The 18,392-nt window shown below is 56.8% G+C and carries 13 protein-coding genes; 9 read left to right on the top strand and 4 right to left on the bottom strand.

Features of this window, described 5'->3' with window-relative positions:
* Positions 1-58: 58 nt before the first annotated feature.
* Together ACP3PW_RS04260 and ACP3PW_RS04255 are read left to right on the top strand one after the other, a co-directional pair.
* Positions 59-1,093, top strand: a complete 1,035-nt coding sequence (locus ACP3PW_RS04260) for a type IV pilus twitching motility protein PilT (RefSeq protein ID WP_426415424.1) — start codon at positions 59-61, stop codon at positions 1,091-1,093.
* Positions 1,094-1,222: 129 nt separating this feature from the next.
* Positions 1,223-2,371, top strand: a complete 1,149-nt coding sequence (locus ACP3PW_RS04255) for a PilT/PilU family type 4a pilus ATPase (RefSeq protein WP_426415423.1) — start codon at positions 1,223-1,225, stop codon at positions 2,369-2,371.
* A 27-nt stretch (positions 2,372-2,398) separates the two neighbouring features.
* Here the strand turns inward: ACP3PW_RS04255 and ruvX are convergent, their stop codons facing one another.
* The 4 genes from ruvX to gshB all read right to left on the bottom strand — a co-directional run bounded on the left by ruvX (position 2,399) and on the right by gshB (position 5,346).
* The gene (gene ruvX / locus ACP3PW_RS04250) at positions 2,399-2,824 is read right to left on the bottom strand and encodes a Holliday junction resolvase RuvX (protein WP_426415422.1); all 426 of its coding nucleotides are present in this window, start codon (positions 2,822-2,824) and stop codon (positions 2,399-2,401) included.
* Positions 2,824-3,396 carry a YqgE/AlgH family protein gene (locus tag ACP3PW_RS04245; protein WP_426415421.1) on the bottom strand — a complete coding sequence of 191 codons (573 nt, stop codon included), beginning with the start codon at positions 3,394-3,396 and terminating at the stop codon, positions 2,824-2,826. The genes ruvX and ACP3PW_RS04245 overlap by 1 nt, the downstream gene beginning before the upstream one ends.
* 41 nt (positions 3,397-3,437) lie before the next feature.
* Positions 3,438-4,316 (bottom strand): energy transducer TonB, encoded by an 879-nt coding sequence (locus ACP3PW_RS04240; RefSeq protein ID WP_426415420.1) that lies wholly within the window; start codon positions 4,314-4,316, stop codon positions 3,438-3,440.
* 70 nt (positions 4,317-4,386) lie between these two features.
* Positions 4,387-5,346: a glutathione synthase gene (gene gshB / locus ACP3PW_RS04235; protein ID WP_426415419.1), complete on the bottom strand. Its 960-nt coding sequence runs from the start codon at positions 5,344-5,346 to the stop codon at positions 4,387-4,389.
* 310 nt (positions 5,347-5,656) lie between these two features.
* Here gshB and pilG point away from each other — a divergent pair, with 310 nt between their 5' ends.
* The 7 genes from pilG (at position 5,657) to ACP3PW_RS04200 (ending at position 18,369) form a co-directional block, all read left to right on the top strand.
* Complete coding sequence (gene pilG / locus ACP3PW_RS04230; protein ID WP_426415418.1) at positions 5,657-6,043, top strand: twitching motility response regulator PilG; 387 nt, start codon at positions 5,657-5,659, stop codon at positions 6,041-6,043.
* 64 nt (positions 6,044-6,107) lie between these two features.
* Positions 6,108-6,470: a twitching motility response regulator PilH gene (gene pilH / locus ACP3PW_RS04225; protein ID WP_426415417.1), complete on the top strand. Its 363-nt coding sequence runs from the start codon at positions 6,108-6,110 to the stop codon at positions 6,468-6,470.
* A 19-nt stretch (positions 6,471-6,489) separates the two neighbouring features.
* Positions 6,490-7,041, top strand: coding sequence for a chemotaxis protein CheW (locus ACP3PW_RS04220; RefSeq protein ID WP_426415416.1), 552 nt, complete (start codon positions 6,490-6,492; stop codon positions 7,039-7,041).
* Positions 7,042-7,185: 144 nt separating this feature from the next.
* Positions 7,186-9,270 carry a methyl-accepting chemotaxis protein gene (locus tag ACP3PW_RS04215; RefSeq protein WP_426415900.1) on the top strand — a complete coding sequence of 695 codons (2,085 nt, stop codon included), beginning with the start codon at positions 7,186-7,188 and terminating at the stop codon, positions 9,268-9,270.
* A gap of 49 nt (positions 9,271-9,319) precedes the next feature.
* Positions 9,320-10,171, top strand: coding sequence for a CheR family methyltransferase (locus ACP3PW_RS04210; RefSeq protein ID WP_426415415.1), 852 nt, complete (start codon positions 9,320-9,322; stop codon positions 10,169-10,171).
* Positions 10,172-10,193: 22 nt separating this feature from the next.
* Positions 10,194-17,360 (top strand): Hpt domain-containing protein, encoded by a 7,167-nt coding sequence (locus ACP3PW_RS04205; RefSeq protein ID WP_426415414.1) that lies wholly within the window; start codon positions 10,194-10,196, stop codon positions 17,358-17,360.
* Positions 17,341-18,369, top strand: coding sequence for a chemotaxis protein CheB (locus ACP3PW_RS04200; RefSeq protein ID WP_426415413.1), 1,029 nt, complete (start codon positions 17,341-17,343; stop codon positions 18,367-18,369). Before ACP3PW_RS04205 ends, ACP3PW_RS04200 begins: the two co-directional genes overlap by 20 nt.
* The last annotated feature ends 23 nt before the right edge of the window (positions 18,370-18,392 follow it).

The following is an 18,392-nucleotide window of genomic DNA, read 5'->3' as shown; positions in this document are numbered from 1 at the left end:
GATAACGGACGCGGCCATCGATCGCGTCCGGCCACATTGGGTATTACTGGGGATCTTTATGGATATTACGGAACTGTTGGCGTTCTCCTCCAAACAGGGTGCATCAGACCTGCACCTGTCGTCGGGTTTGCCACCGATGATTCGGGTGGATGGTGATGTGCGCCGTATCAACTTGCCTGCACTGGAACACAAGCAGGTCCACGCGTTGATATATGACATCATGAACGACAAACAGCGTAAGGATTTCGAGGAGTTCTGGGAAACGGACTTCTCCTTCGAGGTGCCTGGGGTGGCGCGTTTTCGGGTAAATGCCTTTAACCAAAACCGCGGTGCCGGTGCGGTTTTCCGTACCATCCCCTCCAAGGTGTTGACCATGGAAGACCTGGGCATGGGGCAGGTGTTCAAGGATATATCGATGGTGCCTCGAGGTTTGGTGCTGGTAACCGGGCCCACCGGCTCCGGAAAAAGTACCACCCTGGCGGCGATGATCGATTACATCAACGATAACAAGTATGAGCACGTACTGACCATCGAGGACCCAATCGAGTTTGTTCACGAGTCCAAAAAATGCCTGGTAAACCAGCGAGAGGTACATCGGGACACCCTTGGCTTTAACGAAGCGTTGCGTTCGGCGTTGCGGGAAGACCCGGACATTATTCTGGTCGGTGAGCTGCGAGATCTGGAGACTATCCGCCTGGCGTTGACGGCGGCAGAGACGGGCCACCTGGTGTTTGGTACGCTGCACACCACCTCGGCGGCCAAGACCATTGACCGGGTAATCGACGTATTTCCCGCGGAAGAGAAATCGATGGTGCGTTCGATGCTGTCGGAATCGCTGCAGTCGGTGATCTCACAAACGTTATTGAAACGCGTTGGCGGCGGTCGTGTGGCCGCCCATGAAATCATGATTGGCACACCAGCTATTCGTAACCTGATACGGGAAGATAAGGTGGCGCAGATGTATTCGGCGATCCAGACCGGCGGCTCGCTGGGGATGGTAACCCTCGACCAGTGCTTGAAGGATCTGTTGTCCAAAGGTTTGGTCAGTCGCGACGCGGCTCGCGAAAAAGCGAAGATACCCGACAACTTCTAGGCCGGGCCGGTAAGGCAAACGTTGATATGACTCCCGCTTTTGGAGTTACCGCAGGCAGGCTCAGGCCGTGCATGGTAACCTGCGGGAGCAACAGCACTCTACGACTGAAGGGAAGGATGGATCTCACTCATGGATTTTAACAAGCTGCTCAAACTGATGGTGGAAAAGGGGGCTTCGGACCTGTTTATAACAGCCGGAGTGGCACCGAGCATGAAGGTGAATGGGCGAGTGGTACCCGTCACCAAAACGGCAATGAGTCCTGAGGTCACCCGCGAGACGGTGCTGGGGGTGATGAACGAAAATCAGCGCCGGGAGTTTGGCGAAACCCATGAGTGTCAGTTTGCGCTAAGTGCCCGTGGTATTGGTCGTTTCCGGGTGAGTGCTTTCTACCAGCGGAACCTGGTGGGTATGGTGCTGCGCCGTATTGAGACCTCGATTCCCAAGATTGACTCTCTCGGTCTGCCTTCGATCATCCGGGATTTGGCGATGACCAAGCGTGGCCTGATTATGTTTGTTGGCGGTACGGGTACCGGTAAGTCCACCTCGTTGGCCTCCATGATTGGCCACCGTAACGCCAATTCGACCGGTCATATCATCAGTATTGAGGATCCGATCGAGTACATTCACCAGCACAACGGTTGCATTATTACCCAGCGCGAGGTGGGGATCGATACCGACAGTTTCGAGGTCGCGTTGAAAAATACCCTGCGTCAGGCGCCCGATGTGATCATGATCGGTGAGGTTCGAACCCGGGAAACCATGGAGTACGCGGTAGCGTTCGCCGAAACCGGTCACCTCTGTCTCGCGACACTGCACGCCAACAACGCCAACCAGGCTCTCGATCGTATTATTCACTTTTTCCCGCCGGATCGGCACGCCCAGACCTGGATGGATCTGTCGTTGAACATGAAGGCGATCGTCGCCCAGCAGTTGATACCCACTCCCGATGGCAAGGGTCGTCGCGCCGTTATTGAGGTGTTGCTCAATACGCCATTGGCGTCTGACATTATTCGTAAAGGAGCGGTGCACGAGCTGAAGCCGCTGATGATTAAGTCCAACGACCTGGGAATGCAGACGTTCGATCAGGCGTTGTTCATGCTCTATAACCAGGGCGAGATCACCTATGAAGATGCCCTTGCGTACGCAGACTCGGCGAATGACCTGCGACTGATGATTAAGCTGGGTTCCGAGTCGGACGCGGATCATCTGACCGGTATTGCCGGCTCCCTGTCGTTACAGGATACCGATGACGACAGGGGTGGCACCAGCTACCGCTAGCTAGTTTGTTCTGGCTCAGGGGCGTTTTTAGCCCCTGCTTTCCAGCCAGCTGGTGAGGATCAGTTGGGCGGCCAGACCGTCGATTGGACGCTCGTTATAGTCGCCGCGATGCCCCAGCTCTCGTGCCAGGCCCTTCGCTTCTCGGCTGCTCAGCCTTTCATCGACTCCGATCCAGGGTTTCTGGAAACGGCCATTGAGGCGGTTTCCAAATTTGCGTGCGCGGGCGCTCATTTCACTGTCGCTGCCGTCCATATTGAGAGGGATACCGACAATAAAGGTGTCGGGTTCCCATTCGCGAATCAGTTTGCCAACTTCGTCCCAGTCGGGTACGCCATCGCGGGCGCGGATCGGCGCAAGGGGAGAGCTGGTGCCGGTGAGTGTTTGGCCAACCGCCACCCCGATGTTACGCAGGCCGTAATCAAAGGCCATTACCTGGCGCGGTGACGAGGCCATCAGGAGTGGCCACTGTCGGCAGATAGCCGTTGCAGGTCGATGCCTATTGAGGCCGCAGCGGCTTGGCGACGCAGGTGGATGGGAGTATTAAAGAGCACATCGGTGGATGCCTCGCACGTGAGCCAGGCGTTCTCTTTGATCTCCGTTTCGAGTTGGCCTGCTCCCCAGCCCGCATACCCGAGGGCGATGATGATCTGCTCGGGACCACGGTCTTCGGCAAGGGCCTGCAGAATATCCCGCGAGGTGGTCAGGCTGATGCCGGGTGCTATCTGCAGTGTCGATTCCCAGGCCTGTATGGAGTCGTGCAAGATGAAGCCCCGTTCCAGCTGGACCGGCCCGCCCGCACAGATCACCTCCTCGCGATGGGTGGCCTGTTTGTCATTATTGATGCCGACCTGGGACAGGATTTCGCTCAGGGTGAGGCTAGTGGGGCGGTTGATCACGATTCCCATTGCCCCCTGATCATTGTGCTCACAGATATAGGTCACGGAATCCGAAAAATTGGGATCGTCCATGTGGGGCATCGCAATCAGGAACTGGTTGCGCAGGGTGGTCGAGGTTTCGCTGCTCATGCTGTTTAGTATTGGGGCGCTTACGTACTTAGGCAAGGGGTTCAGTTGCTGGAAAGGATATTACTTTTCTCGAATTTCCAGGTGCGGATGATCTCCAGCAGATCCACATCCTTCAGGTCGGGTGTGAAAGGCGCGAAGGGAGCTGCCAGTTTGACGATGCGGATAGCTGCGGCGTCCAGCACGGTATGACCCGAGCTTTGCAGGATTTTAACCTCGTGCAAGCGTCCATCGGGCTTGAGTGCGACCATGACCGTAAGTTTGCCGTAAATTTTCTGTTGTCGGGCCTCCTCCGGGTAGTTCAGGTTGCCCACGCGTTCGATCTTTCGCCGCCAGGACTCTTTGTAGTAGGCACCCTTGTCTTGCATGGTGGAGGCGGCGGTAATTCGGTGGATGCGAGGTCGTTTGGCGTACTGTTGGCGCTTTTGTAGGAACTGCGCCTCAAGGCTCGCGATCTCGGCGCTCAGGTCAATCCTGGGACGGGCTTTTTCTGCTTTTTCGACGGAGGTGGTGGTTTTTTTCTGGGTTACCTGTGTGGTCTGCTGTTGCGATTTGCTGAGCGTGGCGAGGGGCTTTTTACGGGCTTTCTCCACCTCTTTGGGTTCGGCTGCTGATTGCGGTGGCGGTGTTACAGGTTTGATCTTGTTCTCCTGGATAGGAGACACCTGATCCGTGCTGGGAAGTGCCTTCTCCTCCAGGGTGCCGCTGCCTTTCTGGTTAGCCTGGGCGAGATAGTCTGCCTCCTTGACCTCCTCCAGAGTCTTGAAACTTGCCAATGTGACCTCCAGGGTTTTGGAGATTTTGGGCGGATCGAAGAGATCAAAGCTGATGCCAAGCACGACGGCCGCATGGAGCGCGGTCGCAAGAAATAGCATAAAGGCGAGTCGGTCGTTGGCGCTGGCCATGGGTTGTGAATTGGTCATGACTAGCAGCCTGACCGCCGTTGGAGACGGCGGCCGTTCTTTTGGAGGAGGCGCGTAAGAGAGAGGATCATTACGCCAGACCTGCGGCAAGCTGTTGCGCAATTTTATCCATCAACTGGCCGCCAATATCGAGATCAAATTGATCATCCAGCTCGCGAATACAGGTGGGGCTCGTAACATTGATTTCGGTGAGGTAATCGCCAATCACGTCGATACCAACAAACAGCAGGCCTTTTTGGCGCAGGCTGGGGCCCACGCGACGTGCAATTTCAAGGTCCCTGGGGCTCAGGGGCTGGCCGACACCACGGCCTCCGGCGGCAAGATTTCCCCTGGTTTCGCCACTCGCCGGAATGCGTGCCAGGCAGTAGGGAATGGGCTCGCCATCGATGAGCAGGATGCGCTTGTCGCCTTCGACAATTTCAGGAATATAGCGCTGCGCCATGATCTGGTTTTGGCCATGGTCGGTCAAGGTCTCGAGGATGACGCTTAGGTTGGGGTCGCCTTTTCTGACCCGGAAAATAGAGGTGCCGCCCATGCCGTCGAGGGGTTTGTAGATCACATCTTCGTGGCTTGCCGCAAAATCTCGAAGCAGGTCCGCACGCCGGGAAACCAGGGTGGCGGGTGTGCAGTCCGGAAACTGGGTGGCGAATAGCTTCTCGTTACAATCCCGCAGGCTTTGGGGGCGGTTAACCACCAGAGTACCTTCTACTTCCGCCTGTTCCAGCAGGTAGGTGGTGTAGATAAACTCATTATCGAAGGGAGGATCTATCCGCATAAGGATTACGTCGAGCTCCGCCAGGGGGCGCTGGCACGCATCTCCCAGCTCGAACCAGTTGTTGGCATCGGCGGCCACCGTTAGCGGACGCATGACGGCGCACGCCTCACCCTCCTTTTGGTAGAGGTCCTGTTGCTCCATGTAGTGGAGCGTCCAGCCGCGTTGCTGGGCGGCCAGTAGCATGGCGAGCGAACTGTCCTTTTTGAAACTGATCTGCTCGATAGGGTCCATCACAATGCCCAATTGCACACTCATGACGCGGATTCCTGTTGCTGAATAAGGGCCGAAGTGTAACCAATCGGCTCGCTAAAGGGGAGAGATTGCGGATTCCTTCGTCAACCCTTACAGGGGTCTGTTAGCAGAAAGGTTATGAACTTCTCACAACATGATAAAAACCCCGAGGAAATGCCCGTAACTACCTGTGGTTTTATAGATTGCGCGTCAGATGTATGTTAAAACAAGTCGTTGGAAAGGGTATCGTTTATACTCCCTGAAGCGGGATGCTGCGCGGTATCCACACGCTAAAGTGGACTTCACGACCGAATGATGACGGGGCAATACGAGAATGGAAGATAATTTTGAGAGCTTGAAGGTGATGGTGATTGATGACAGTAAGACCATCCGCCGCACAGCTGAAACGCTGCTCAAGAAAGTGGGGTGCACGGTAATTACCGCCGTTGATGGTTTTGATGCATTGGCCAAGATAGCCGATACCCGCCCGAATATAATCTTCGTCGATATCATGATGCCCCGACTCGATGGCTACCAGACCTGTGCGTTGATCAAGAACAACAGCGCGTTCAAGTCAACACCGGTTATTATGCTGTCCAGTAAGGATGGCCTGTTCGATAAGGCGAAGGGACGTATTGTTGGCTCGGACCAGTATCTGACCAAGCCATTTAGCAAGGACGAGCTACTCGGGGCTATTCGCACACACGTGCCTGCACAATAGCACTAACAAATCTGATGCTGGTCGACTTCGGTCGACTGTTGAACACGAAGTAGATGGGGGAGCAATGGCTCGAATACTGATCGTTGATGATTCGCCAACCGAAACATTGAAGCTGCAAGGCATGCTGGAAAAAAATGGCCATGAGGTTCTCAAGGCCGACAACGGAGCCGATGGTGTCGCTCTAGCGAAGGATCAAAAGCCTGACGCAGTGTTGATGGATATTGTTATGCCGGGCTTGAATGGTTTTCAAGCCACCCGCCAGCTCAGCAAGGATCCGGGAACATCCCATATCCCGGTCATCATCGTTACCACCAAAGATCAGGAAACTGACAAGGTGTGGGGGCGTCGTCAGGGGGCTAAGGATTATCTGACCAAGCCGATCGACGAAGCCGTGCTGATGAAGACGTTGCAAAGCGTCCTTCCTTGACCAACTAACGGGGACTAGCATGGCCAATGAGCGAGGGGAAGCCCTAACCCCCTTCGAGCTGTTGAAAGAGATGGCGGCTCGCAGTCACCGCTATGCGAGGGGCTTGCCCCTGCAGGTGGAACTTAAAACCTATTGGAGTGGTATCGGCTTCCGTTTGGGCTCGCAGCGCTATGTGGCGCCGTTGGGGGAGGTGTCCGAAATACTGACCGTTCCCGGTTACACTCGTTTGCCGGGGGTGAAAAATTGGGTAAAAGGGATTGCCAATGTGCGCGGGCGACTACTGCCGGTGATGGATCTTGGTGATTTTCTGGGACAGCCCCTTAGTGCCCGGCGCGCTCATCGACGCATTCTGGTTGTCGACCACGAAGAGGTCTTTAGTGGACTGGTGGTGGACGAAGTGATGGGGATGCAGCATTTTGTTTCTGAAAGCCTCAATAGCGAGGTGCCCGACGACCTGGCTCCCGCCTTCAAGCCATTCATCAATGGTGTTTACGAGCGCGAGCACAGGTGGCAGGTATTCAGTTTATTTTCCCTGGCTCAGCACCCTGATTTTATGCAGGTTGCTGTCTAGCTAGTTTACAAAGCCCGTACAGGGCAACGTGATAAAAAAGGCCATAGTGGAGGCCAGATAAAAATGAAGGCGACTAATTCAGGTGTGCAGACTAACCGGCTCTCAGCGATCATGTTCGTTGTCCTTGTCCTCTCCTTGGTGGGGATGATCGGCAACTTCTGGTACGTCAACCAGCAGGCTGATTACGATAAGGAGTTTATCGCCCACGCCGGTGAGATGAGGGTGCTTTCCCAGCAGATCGCCAAGAACGCCCTTGAGGCAGCAGGGGGTAACGAAGAGGCCTTTACCTTGTTGCACGATGCCCGGGACAGGTTCCAGGTTCACTATGACATGATGCAGTCGGGCTCCAGCTCGATGCACGGTGGTGCTATGGAGCACGGTGGTGAGGGTGACGAGCACGGTAGCTCTGAAAACATGGCGAATATGGCGACCACAGGGAATATGCCAGAAGCCACCGATGCGATGATGATGGAGATGGGCCATCCCATGCTGGCCGAGATGGGGTCCGCGCGCGCCGACGAAAAGTTGGCGGAGTTGACCAAAACCTGGACCAGAACCAAGAAGGGTGCCGATGCGATCCTTGCCAGTGAAGAGACCGTATTGGCCCTGCACGAAGTGGCGGCGGCGCTGGCCGAAACCATCCCCCAGCTACAGGTCGAGTACGATGAGGTTGTGGAGATCCTGCTGGAAAATGACGCACCAGCCGATCAGGTTGCGATAGCCCAGCGCCAGTCCTGGCTCGCCGAGCGGATCGTCGGTAGTGTCAACCGGGTATTGGAGGGTACTGAAGACTCGGTAATGGCCGCGGATAGTTTCGGCCGTGATGCCGGCCTCTTCGGTCGCGTACTGAACGGCATGATTGAAGGCAGCCTGGCGATGCGCATTTCCCGGGTAAGTGATGAAGAGGCGATGGATCGTCTGACAGAAATCGCCGAGCTATTCGAGTTTGTAAACGGTAGCGTGGATGAGATTTTGGAAACCTCGCCAGAGCTGTTTCAGGTTCGTGAAGCCTCCGATGAGATCTTCGAGCTAACCCAGCAGCTTCTGATTGACTCCTCCACCTTGGCGCAGATCTTTGAAACCATGGAAAATGATCGTTTGCTCTCTTCCGAAACGGCGGTGCTGTTTGGTTTGATCGCGGTAGCGGCGATTGTGCTGATCGGTTTCAGCATGGTGGGTGATACCCGCAAGCGTCTGGATGAAACCGCCAGCCAGAACGAGTCGAACCAGGCCGCGATCATGCGACTCCTTGATGAGCTGGCAGATCTGGCCGATGGTGACCTGACGGTATCGGCGACCGTAACCGAGGATTTCACGGGTGCGATTGCCGACTCGATCAACTACTCCATCGAGCAGCTGCGAGCGCTGGTAACAACCATCAACGAGACTGCGGTGCAGGTAGCTTCTGCGGCCCAGGAAACCCAGGCCACAGCGATGCATCTGGCCGAGGCGTCCGAACACCAGGCGCAAGAGATTGCCGGAGCGTCGGCCGCGGTTAACGAGATGGCGGTATCGATCGACCAGGTATCGGCGAACGCCTCCGAATCGGCATCGGTAGCGGAGCGGTCGGTATCGATCGCGAACAAGGGTAACGAGGTGGTACAAAACACCATCTCAGGCATGGACACCATCCGTGAGCAGATTCAGGATACCTCGAAGCGGATTAAGCGACTGGGTGAGTCGTCTCAGGAGATCGGGGATATCGTATCCTTGATCAACGACATTGCTGACCAAACCAACATTCTTGCATTGAACGCCGCCATACAGGCATCCATGGCGGGTGACGCAGGGCGGGGTTTCGCGGTGGTTGCGGACGAAGTACAGCGACTGGCGGAACGTTCATCTGCGGCAACCAAACAGATTGAGGCGCTGGTTAAAACGATCCAGGCCGATACCAACGAGGCCGTTATCTCGATGGAACACACCACCTCCGAGGTGGTAAAGGGAGCGCACCTGGCGCAGGACGCGGGTGTCGCCCTGGAGGAGATCGAAAAAGTATCCCAGAGTCTTGCGGAACTGATCCAGAACATCTCCAACGCAGCCCGACAGCAGGCCTCGTCTGCGGGTCATATCTCCAACACCATGAACGTTATTCAGGAGATCACCTCCCAGACGTCTGCTGGTACCACAGCAACGGCGAACTCTATCGGTAACCTGGCGGAGATGGCTTCTGAAATGCACCAGTCCGTAGCAGGCTTTAAGCTACCCGAAACGGAGTCTATTGGTTAGCAGCTGACCGATGACGTTGGCGACTGGCCAGGATGCGGACCCTAGGAAGATGATGACAAACGAGTGGTCGATGCAGCCACTGCCGGAGATGGATCAAGACCAGTTCGCGCAGTGGCAGACCTTGCTTGAAAGCCGCACGGGTATGCGGGTTTCAGAGCAGAGGAAAACTTTCCTACAGACCAGTGTGGGTATGCGGATGCGCGAGCTAGGGCTGAGTGACTACCAGAACTACTACGACCGGGTTGTTGAGCATCCTCCTGGTGGTATGGAGTGGACGCTGCTGGTGGATCGCCTGACGGTGCAAGAGACCAGCTTCTTCCGGCACCAGGCCTCCTACGATCTTGTGCAGCGCTATCTTCGCCAACGCGCTTTGAGTGGCAAGACCATAGAGATCTGGTCGGTGGGCTGCTCGACGGGTGAGGAACCCTATTCGTTGGCTATGCTGGCCCAGGAAACCCTGCTCGATACGGATAGCTATTTTGGTATCACGGCAACCGATATCAGTGCGCCAGCACTGGCCAAGGCGCGTCAGGGTATCTATCCGGCCCGCAAAGTTGAAACGTTGCCTGCGGAGCAGGCGGCACAGTTTTTTACTCCGCTTGAAAAGGGACGATATCAGGTGGTTGCTGACCTGCGAGACCGCGTGTGCTTCTCCCAGGTCAATGTACTCGAACTGGGCAAAACCCCGATGTACGGAATGGATCTGATCTATTGCCAGAACTTATTGATCTATTTCCGTCGTTGGCGGCGCAAGGAGATTCTTAACCGCCTTGCCGAGCGCTTGGCGCCAGGAGGATTGCTGGTGGTGGGGTTAGGTGAAGTGGTGGATTGGTCCCACCCCGAACTGGAGCGCGAAGGAGATGCCGCAACCCTGGCATTTCGTAAGCGAGTCAGTGCATGAGTGAGAGGACTCAGGAGTAACTATGGCTGATCACCACGACTATGTTGCCCTTGACTGGGTAAAAGGCGAAATTCAGGAGACCTTGACGCAGGCGCGCCAGTCCCTCGAATCCTTCGTCGAAAATCCGGAAGACAGCACTCGCATTCGCTTCTGCCTGAACTACATCCATCAGGTGCACGGCACCTTGCAGATGGTCGAGTTTTACGGCGCGGCGCTGCTCGCCGAAGAGATGGAGATGCTTGCCCAGGCCATAATGAATGGTCAGGTCAACAATGCGGAAGAAGCCTACCAGGTCTTGATGCAGGCGATATTGCAGCTACCCGCCTACCTCGAAAGGGTGCAGGCGGGGCGTCGCGATCTGCCGGTTATCCTGATGCCGGTGCTCAACGATATGCGAGCGGCCCGAGGTGGCAGCCTGCTGTCCGAAACCTCGTTGTTTAAGCCGAACCTGAGCCACAGAAACCCCAAATTACCGATCGGCGCACTGAAACGCTTTAGCGGTGACAACTTCACCGCATTCGTCAGCAAATTGCGCCAGATGTATCAGTTTGCCCTGGTGGGCCTGCTGCGCGACAAGAGCCCCAAGGAAAACCTGGGGTATATGAACAAGGTATTTTCGCGACTCGAGCAGCTGTTGCTGAAAACTCCGGTCGGACAGCTGTGGTGGGTTTGCGTGGGGGTCATCGACGGACTCAACAGTGGAACCATACCGATGAGCTCCAGCATTCGCCACTTGCTACGGCAGGTCGATGGCGAATTGCGCCGAGTGTTTAAAGGAGGCAGCGAAGCGCTTAACCAGCCCGCGCCCGATGAGCTGCTAAAGAATTTACTCTACTACGTTGCCAAGGCTGAGGATGACAGCCTGCGAATCCGTGAGATCAAGGACAAGTTTGATCTGGATGACGCCCTCCCCGATGAGGCCGCCGTGGATGAGCAGCGCCAGCTTATGGCGGGACCCGACCAGGAGGCGATCGCATCGGTCGTGGCGGCATTGACGGAGGAGCTGGTCGCGGTAAAGGACGCGCTTGACCTGTTTGTGCGTAATGAAAACCGTGATCTAGATGACCTGGTTCAGCAGCTACCCCCGCTAAAACAGATTTCCGACACCATGGCGGTGATGGGCCTGGGAGCGCCGCGCAAAATATTGCAGGAGCAGCTCGATACCCTGCAGGAGATCGTCGATGGCGAGCGCCAGCTCGACGATGCGGTGTTGATGGATGTGGCGGGATCACTGCTGTTTGTCGAAGCCACCTTGTCGGGAATGGCAGGAGACGGCGCGCACAAAGGTGTGGGCGACGGTGATATGCCTCCTACCGAGCTCAGCGAAGTGCACGTGATCGTGGTGCGCGAGGCGCGCAATGGCCTCGAGCAGGCGAAGGACTCCATCGTCCAGTTTATCGGCTCCAAATGGGACCACAGCGTACTGGAGGATGTACCCCAGATTCTCGATACCGTGCGCGGTGGTTTGGCGATGATTCCGCTGGAGCGTGCTGCGCTGCAACTGGGGACCTGTGCTAACTATATTCGTGACCGGCTCATTGCCACCAAAGAGGTACCCGAATGGACGGTACTCGACACCCTGGCCGATGTGATCGCCAGTATCGAGTATTACCTGGAACGCTTGTCAGAAGACCAGGCCGCGCAAGCGGACCTGCTGCTTGATGTTGCCGATGAGAGTTTGTTAGCGCTCGGATGCTCCGTTGCGCAACCTCCGCAGCCCGTAGCGGATAAGAGTGAGGACACCGCCACGGCTGCCGAGCCGGACCTGTCCGCGCCAGTTGAAGCCGAGGCGGGGGATGGGGTAGCCCAATCGGTTGAGCCTGCTGCGGTCGATGAGCCGGAGGCAGAAGAAGTTCCCGCGGAGGGCGTCACAGCGTCGCAGCAAAGTGCACAGAGCGATGTTGCCGAAGCAGACGGCGCGCAGATGCCGACCGCGGCTCAGGCGGTGGATGACGATGAGGATATGATCGATGATGAGGTCATCGAAATCTTTATTGAAGAGGCCGAGGAGGTCCATGCAACGATCTCCGAGTATTTCCCCAAGTGGAGGGCGCGGACCCAGGATGGAGACGCGTTAACCGAGATCCGGCGAGCGTTTCATACCCTTAAAGGTAGCGGTCGTATGGTGGGCGCTACGGTCGTAGGCGAGCTGGCCTGGGCGATTGAGAATATGCTCAACAGGGTTCTGGATCAAACCATCGAACCCCACGAAGCACTGTTTGAACTGATCGAGAACGTACGCCTTTTGATCCCGGACCTGATGCAGGATTTTGCCAACAAATCCCAGCAGGAGACCGAGCAGGTACAACAGTTCACGGCCGAGGCTGAAGCCTATGCCAAGGGACAGCCATGGCAGCCACCGGCGCCTGTTGTTGAGATTGAATTTGAGGCGGTGGCCGATGAGGCTGCCGATGCCGGCGCAGGGCTGGACCTGGAAAACGCCGTAGCGGTGGATGCGGAGCTCGTTGAAGCCCCACCCTCTGCTGACTATGAAGATGATGACTCTGATGCTGCATTGCTGCAGATATTCCGCGGTGAGGCCGAATCCCATCTGCAAGAAGCCGATCTCTTTGTAGAGATGTATAACAGCAAGCGCCACCCCCTAACGATTAGCGAAGAGCTTCAGCGTGCACTGCATACCCTCAAGGGCAGTGCTCACATGGCGGGAATTACGCCGGTAGCAGAGGTGGTCACCCCCCTCGAGAAATTGATTAAGGAGTTGCGAGGCAACCTGATTAAGGCGGATCAGGATATTGTCGAGGCACTGGCGCAGGGGTCGGCTATCGTGCGCGAAGCACTGACCCGACTTGGCGTTGATGACCCCCTGCAGATCCCTGCCGCAGAGGACTACTGCCAGGCGCTGCATCAATTGCACGAGCGTTATCTGGCCGCGAAACGCGAAGAGGATGAAGCGAGCGGTCGTGACACCCAGATGCTGACCGTGTTTCTGGCCGAAGGCATGGACCTGTTGCTGGAAACCGAACGCTGGTTGCCGCTCTGGATGCCCGGATGCCGACAAGACAGCCAATACGAGGGGGTTTGCAAGGAGTTGGATACCCTGGCCCGGGGCGCACTCATGGCGGACCTGAGGCCAATATCGGACCTGAGCGAAGGGCTCAAAGCGACCTACGCATCTCTGGTAACCCAGCGCATCGCTGCGGGCGATGAAGCCTTAAGCCTGTTGGCGGAAGCTCACGATGAGCTCATTAATATGCTCGATCGCATGGCAGCCCAGCAGGAGGTGACGGCCCAGCCTGAGTTGGTTCAGCGCTTACGCGCCCTGCCAGCACCCTTGGCACCGGGTGATGAAGTCGTCGATGAGCGTTCACTCGAGGGAGCGACCCTTGAGATCGATGTTGCCGATGTTGCCGATGTTGCCGATGTCGCCGAGGCCGAAGAGGCTCCACTGGCCGAGGTCGATGAAGAGATCGTGCTCGATAGTGTTGAGCCCCTCGAGGCCCTGCAGCAACAGTTCATCGATAATGAGCCTGATGATAACGGGCCTGATAAAGAGGATGACAGCGAGGATGACAGCGAGGAGGCTATTGAGTTAGCGCTGCCGGTGGTAGACGTTGTCGAGGATGAACAAGCTGAAGAAGAGGTGGATTCCGGGCTTCAGGAGCTGACACTGGAAGCCGAAGCCGAAGCCGAAGCCGAAGCCGAAGCCGAAGCCGAAGCCGAAGCCGAAGCCGAAGCCGAAGCCGAAGCCGCGCCCATTGTGGAGCAGTGGATTGCGATCGATGCCGATCCCGAGATGGTAGAGATATTTCTCGAGGAAGCGAACGACATCATGGAGCGCACGGCGGGTTCATTGCAGAACTGGCTGGAGGATGCCAGCCGGCGTGATGAGATCGACCAGCTGCAGCGTGACCTGCATACCCTCAAAGGTGGCGCTCGCATGGCGGGTATCGCGCCTGTTGGTGACCTGAGTCATGAGTTGGAGTTCCTCTATGAGGGGCTGGGCAATGGCCGCTACGAAGCGTCACCGGCGCTGAATGAGTTGATCCAGGCGTGCCATGACAGGCTCTCGGACCAGATTGATGATGTCGCTAGCAGCGGCGGCTGTGCGCCGGCCCAGCAATTGATCGATGCCATTAGTCGCTATCGGGCGAATCCCGAGGCGGGTGTTCTGCGGGCAACTGAAGCTGACGAACAGCCCCCCGTCCCGGACGCAGAAGAGCCCCGAATCGAAAGCGCTGAGGTCGTTGAGGAGGAGCCTGTGGTTGCTGTAGAGCCGACCTCGGGTGTGAGCGAGATTGCATTGGAAAGCGCGGATCGGGTGATGTTTGACGCCGATCCCGAGCTGGTGGAGATCTTCCTTGAAGAGGCGGCTGATATCATGGATCGAACCGCCACCTCATTGCAGGCCTGGATGGAGGACAGTACTCGCAGCGATGAGATCGACCAGTTGCAGCGGGATCTGCATACCCTTAAGGGTGGCGCTCGCATGGCGGGGATCTCACCAATTGGCGATCTTAGCCATGAGCTGGAGTTCCTTTATGAGGGCCTGGGCAATGGACGCTATCAGCAATCCCTGGCGCTGAATGAGCTCATACAGGCGTGCCACGACCGTCTCTCGGATCAAATTGAAGATATCAGTGCCAGTGGCGGGTGTGTGCCGGCGCAGCAGTTGATCGATGCCATCAGTCGATACCGAGCTAACCCTGATGGCGGTGTAGCGATTGCTGAATCACCGGCGAGCGAAGCCCCGATAGCGGCTCAACCGGAGCAGGACCCTGAGGAGATACCCGTCAGCGCGCTCCCTGCCGCCGAGGTCGATGATGAGACTCCGCAGGCGGAGTTTGACACCCTCGACCTGAGTGAGATCGATCCCGATATTTTGGAGATTTTCCTGGAGGAGGCGGGAGACCTGCAGGAGGGCATTGAGCAAAGCTGCGAAAGCTGGAATAAAGCGCCCGGGGATACGGAGGCTGCAGCGGAACTGATGCGCCAGCTGCATACCCTTAAAGGCGGTGCTCGCATGGCTGCGATTACCAATCTGGGCAATTTCACCCACGACTTTGAGATGCTGGTTACCAAGGCGCAGCAGGATCTGAATAATTTACCCGAAGGGCTTTTTGATGACGTTATGGCGCGTCAGGATCTGCTCTTCAAGCATCTTGAAAATATTCGACGACAAGCCCAGGGGGGTAACGCGGAACCCCCTGCCGAGAAGCCCGAGACGGTGGAGAAAGCCGAGCCCGAGGCCAGCGCCGATATTGTGCCTTTCAGCCACAAGAGCGAGGAGAAAGAGGAGCAACAAGCGCCGGCGGTGGTGGGTGCGGCCGAGGCCCTTAAGCAGCCTCGACGTTTGCCCCAGGAGATGATCAAAATCTCCGCTGACGTGCTTGAGGAGTTGGTTAACCTGGCGGGTGAAACCAGTATCTCCCGCGGCCGGGTAGAGCAGCAGGTCAACGATTTTGGTTACACCCTCGATGAGATGCATGCAACCATTAACCGGGTACGGGAGCAGTTGCGACGTCTCGATATTGAAACCCAGACCCAGATCATCTCCCGTCACGAAGCTGAATCCGCCATGCGTGATCTGGAGTTTGACCCGCTGGAGATGGACCAGTATTCCGAGCTGGCCCAGTTATCCCGTTCGCTTGTGGAGTCCGCGACCGATCTGATGGACCTCAAGGATGGCCTCGCCAACAAAACCCGGGATGCGGAAACGCTGTTGCTGCAACAGGCACGTATCAATACGGAGCTGCAGGAAGGCCTGATGCACACCCGGATGGTGCCGTTCAATCGCATGATGCCAAGGTTACGCCGAATCGTTAGGCAGGTATCTGGTGAGCTGGGTAAGCGCGTTGACCTGCAGGTTGTCAACGCCGACGGCGAGATGGATCGTACCGTCATGGAGCGGATGGTAGCACCGCTTGAACATATGCTGCGTAATGCGATCGACCACGGCATCGAAGCCGATGCGAACGAGCGAAAGAGCGTCGGTAAGGCTGTTAAGGGCAGTATCCGTATCGCGTTCTCCCGCGAGGGGGGGGATGTTGTACTGCGCGTGAGTGACGACGGACGAGGGGTCAATCTTGAAGCCGTTCGCAAAAAAGCCATCGAGCGCGGGCTGATGGACAAAAACTCCACCCTGACCGACCACGAAGTGATGCAGTTTATCCTGCAAGCGGGCTTTTCCACGGCGAAGCAGGTGACCCAGATTTCGGGTCGTGGTGTGGGAATGGATGTGGTGCACTCGGAGATCAAACAGCTCGGCGGTAACGTCACGATTCACTCCAAACCGGGTGAGGGCAGTACTTTTGTGGTGCGCCTGCCCTTTACGGTGTCGGTAAACCGCGCACTGATGGTGTATATGGGCGACGACCTCTATGCGATCCCGCTTAACACCATTGAGGGTGTGCTGCGTATCAGCCCCTATGAGCTGGAAGCCTATTACCAGGATCCGAGTCTTGAGTTTGAATACGCCGGGCAGGGTTACCAGGTCAAATACTTGGGCGAGGTGATGAAGCAGCGTCCGCAGCCCTCCATGGAGGGGGTAACTACACCCCTGCCGGTATTGTTGACCCGGGGTGCAGAGCATTCGGTTGCACTGCAAGTAGACTCACTGGCGGGCAGTCGCGAGATCGTGGTTAAGTCGATGGGGCCCCAGTTCGCAGGCGTGAGCGGCGTCTCGGGTGCGACTATTTTGGGCGACGGACGAGTTGTCATCATCCTTGATCTTGTGGCGATGATTCGTACCAGTTTTGCCCATGCCGCACTTCCTGCTGGCCTGACCATAGATATTGAAGCGGAAACCGACGCGGACATCGCGGCGGCACAAGAGGATGAAGCGCGCCAGCCTGTGGTCATGGTGGTTGATGACTCGGTAACCGTGCGCAAGGTGACCTCGCGCTTGCTTGAGCGGCAAGGCTTTGAGGTGATACTGGCCAAGGATGGTGTGGATGCTATCTCCCAGTTGCAGGATAAGCGACCCGATGTGATGCTGCTCGATATCGAAATGCCGCGCATGGATGGTTTCGAAGTTGCCAGCTCCGTCAAAAATGACAGCCGCTTGCAGGGAATTCCAATCATTATGATCACCTCCCGAACCGGTGAAAAGCACCGTGAACGGGCGTTTTCTCTCGGTGTTGAGGAGTATCTCGGTAAGCCATTCCAGGAAGCGATCTTGCTGGAGACCATTAATAAACTGTTGAATGCGGATGAGCAGCAACAGCATTAACGCCACGATCGGAATCATTGCAGACACTGTACTGCAACAGCATTTGGTCGGAACCTTGCTGGCGGAAGAGGATATTGCGGTGCCGGTGAATACCTCTCCGGCACAGTTTACCAGTGAGGCGCTTAAGACCAGCGTCGATCTTTGGTATGTCGATTTAACCCTGGATGAACGCTTCGACGACTTCCTCGACCTGATTCTGGAAGCCGCCGATGTTCCCGTGTTGATAGGCGATGGGCAGGCACCGGCACGGAACAGTGACGAGTACCCCCGTTGGCGCCGTAGTTTTTTGGCCAAGCTAAGCCAGCAGTTGCAGCAGGCTCGTAGCGCTATCGCAGAAGGGGGAGCCAGACTGAGTGTGGGCGGTCCCCAGCAGCCTCCGTTGCCGCTTCCAGAGGTGTTGTCCCAGCTATCCGATGCTCCCACACCGGAGCGGGTATGGGTTCTCGGTGCTTCGCTGGGGGGGCCGGGGGTGGTGAAGGAGTTTCTTGATTCGTTACCTCGTGGATTGCCGGTGGCGTTTGTTTACGCCCAGCATATTGACGCTGGGTTTCAGCAAGTGCTGGCCGATACCGTGGGACGTCACAGCGCATTTGATGTGGTGACGGCCGCTGAAGGGGCTGCGCTGGGTTACGGAAAAGTCATTCTGGCACCGGTCGAGCAAGAGATCCGAATCAATAGCCAGGGGCGTATTGAGTCCACCGGTAAGCATTGGAGTGGACCCTATGAGCCCAATATTGGCGAAGTGATGATGACCGTGTTGCGCCGCTTTGGAGATCGCAGCGGTGCTATTGTTTTTAGCGGTATGGGTGAGGACGGCGTCGCCGCAAGCCTGGAATACCACCGGAGCGGCGCAGACGTATGGGTTCAGGACGCTGACAGCTGTGCCAGTAGCACGATGCCCGATGCGATCAGGAGCGACGGCCATTGTAGTTATCGGGGCACTCCGCGGGAGCTGGCCCAAAGGCTGGTGGCGCGTTTGGCACAAGAGGCAAATCTGAAGGCAGGCTGACCTTCGGCATTGGAGTAGGAATA

It is taken from the genome of Aestuariirhabdus sp. LZHN29 (assembly GCF_049985285.1).
Lineage (GTDB): Bacteria > Pseudomonadota > Gammaproteobacteria > Pseudomonadales > Aestuariirhabdaceae > Aestuariirhabdus.
The sequence above is the reverse complement of the archived record's forward strand: the minus strand, read 5'-3'. Positions and strand labels throughout refer to the sequence as shown.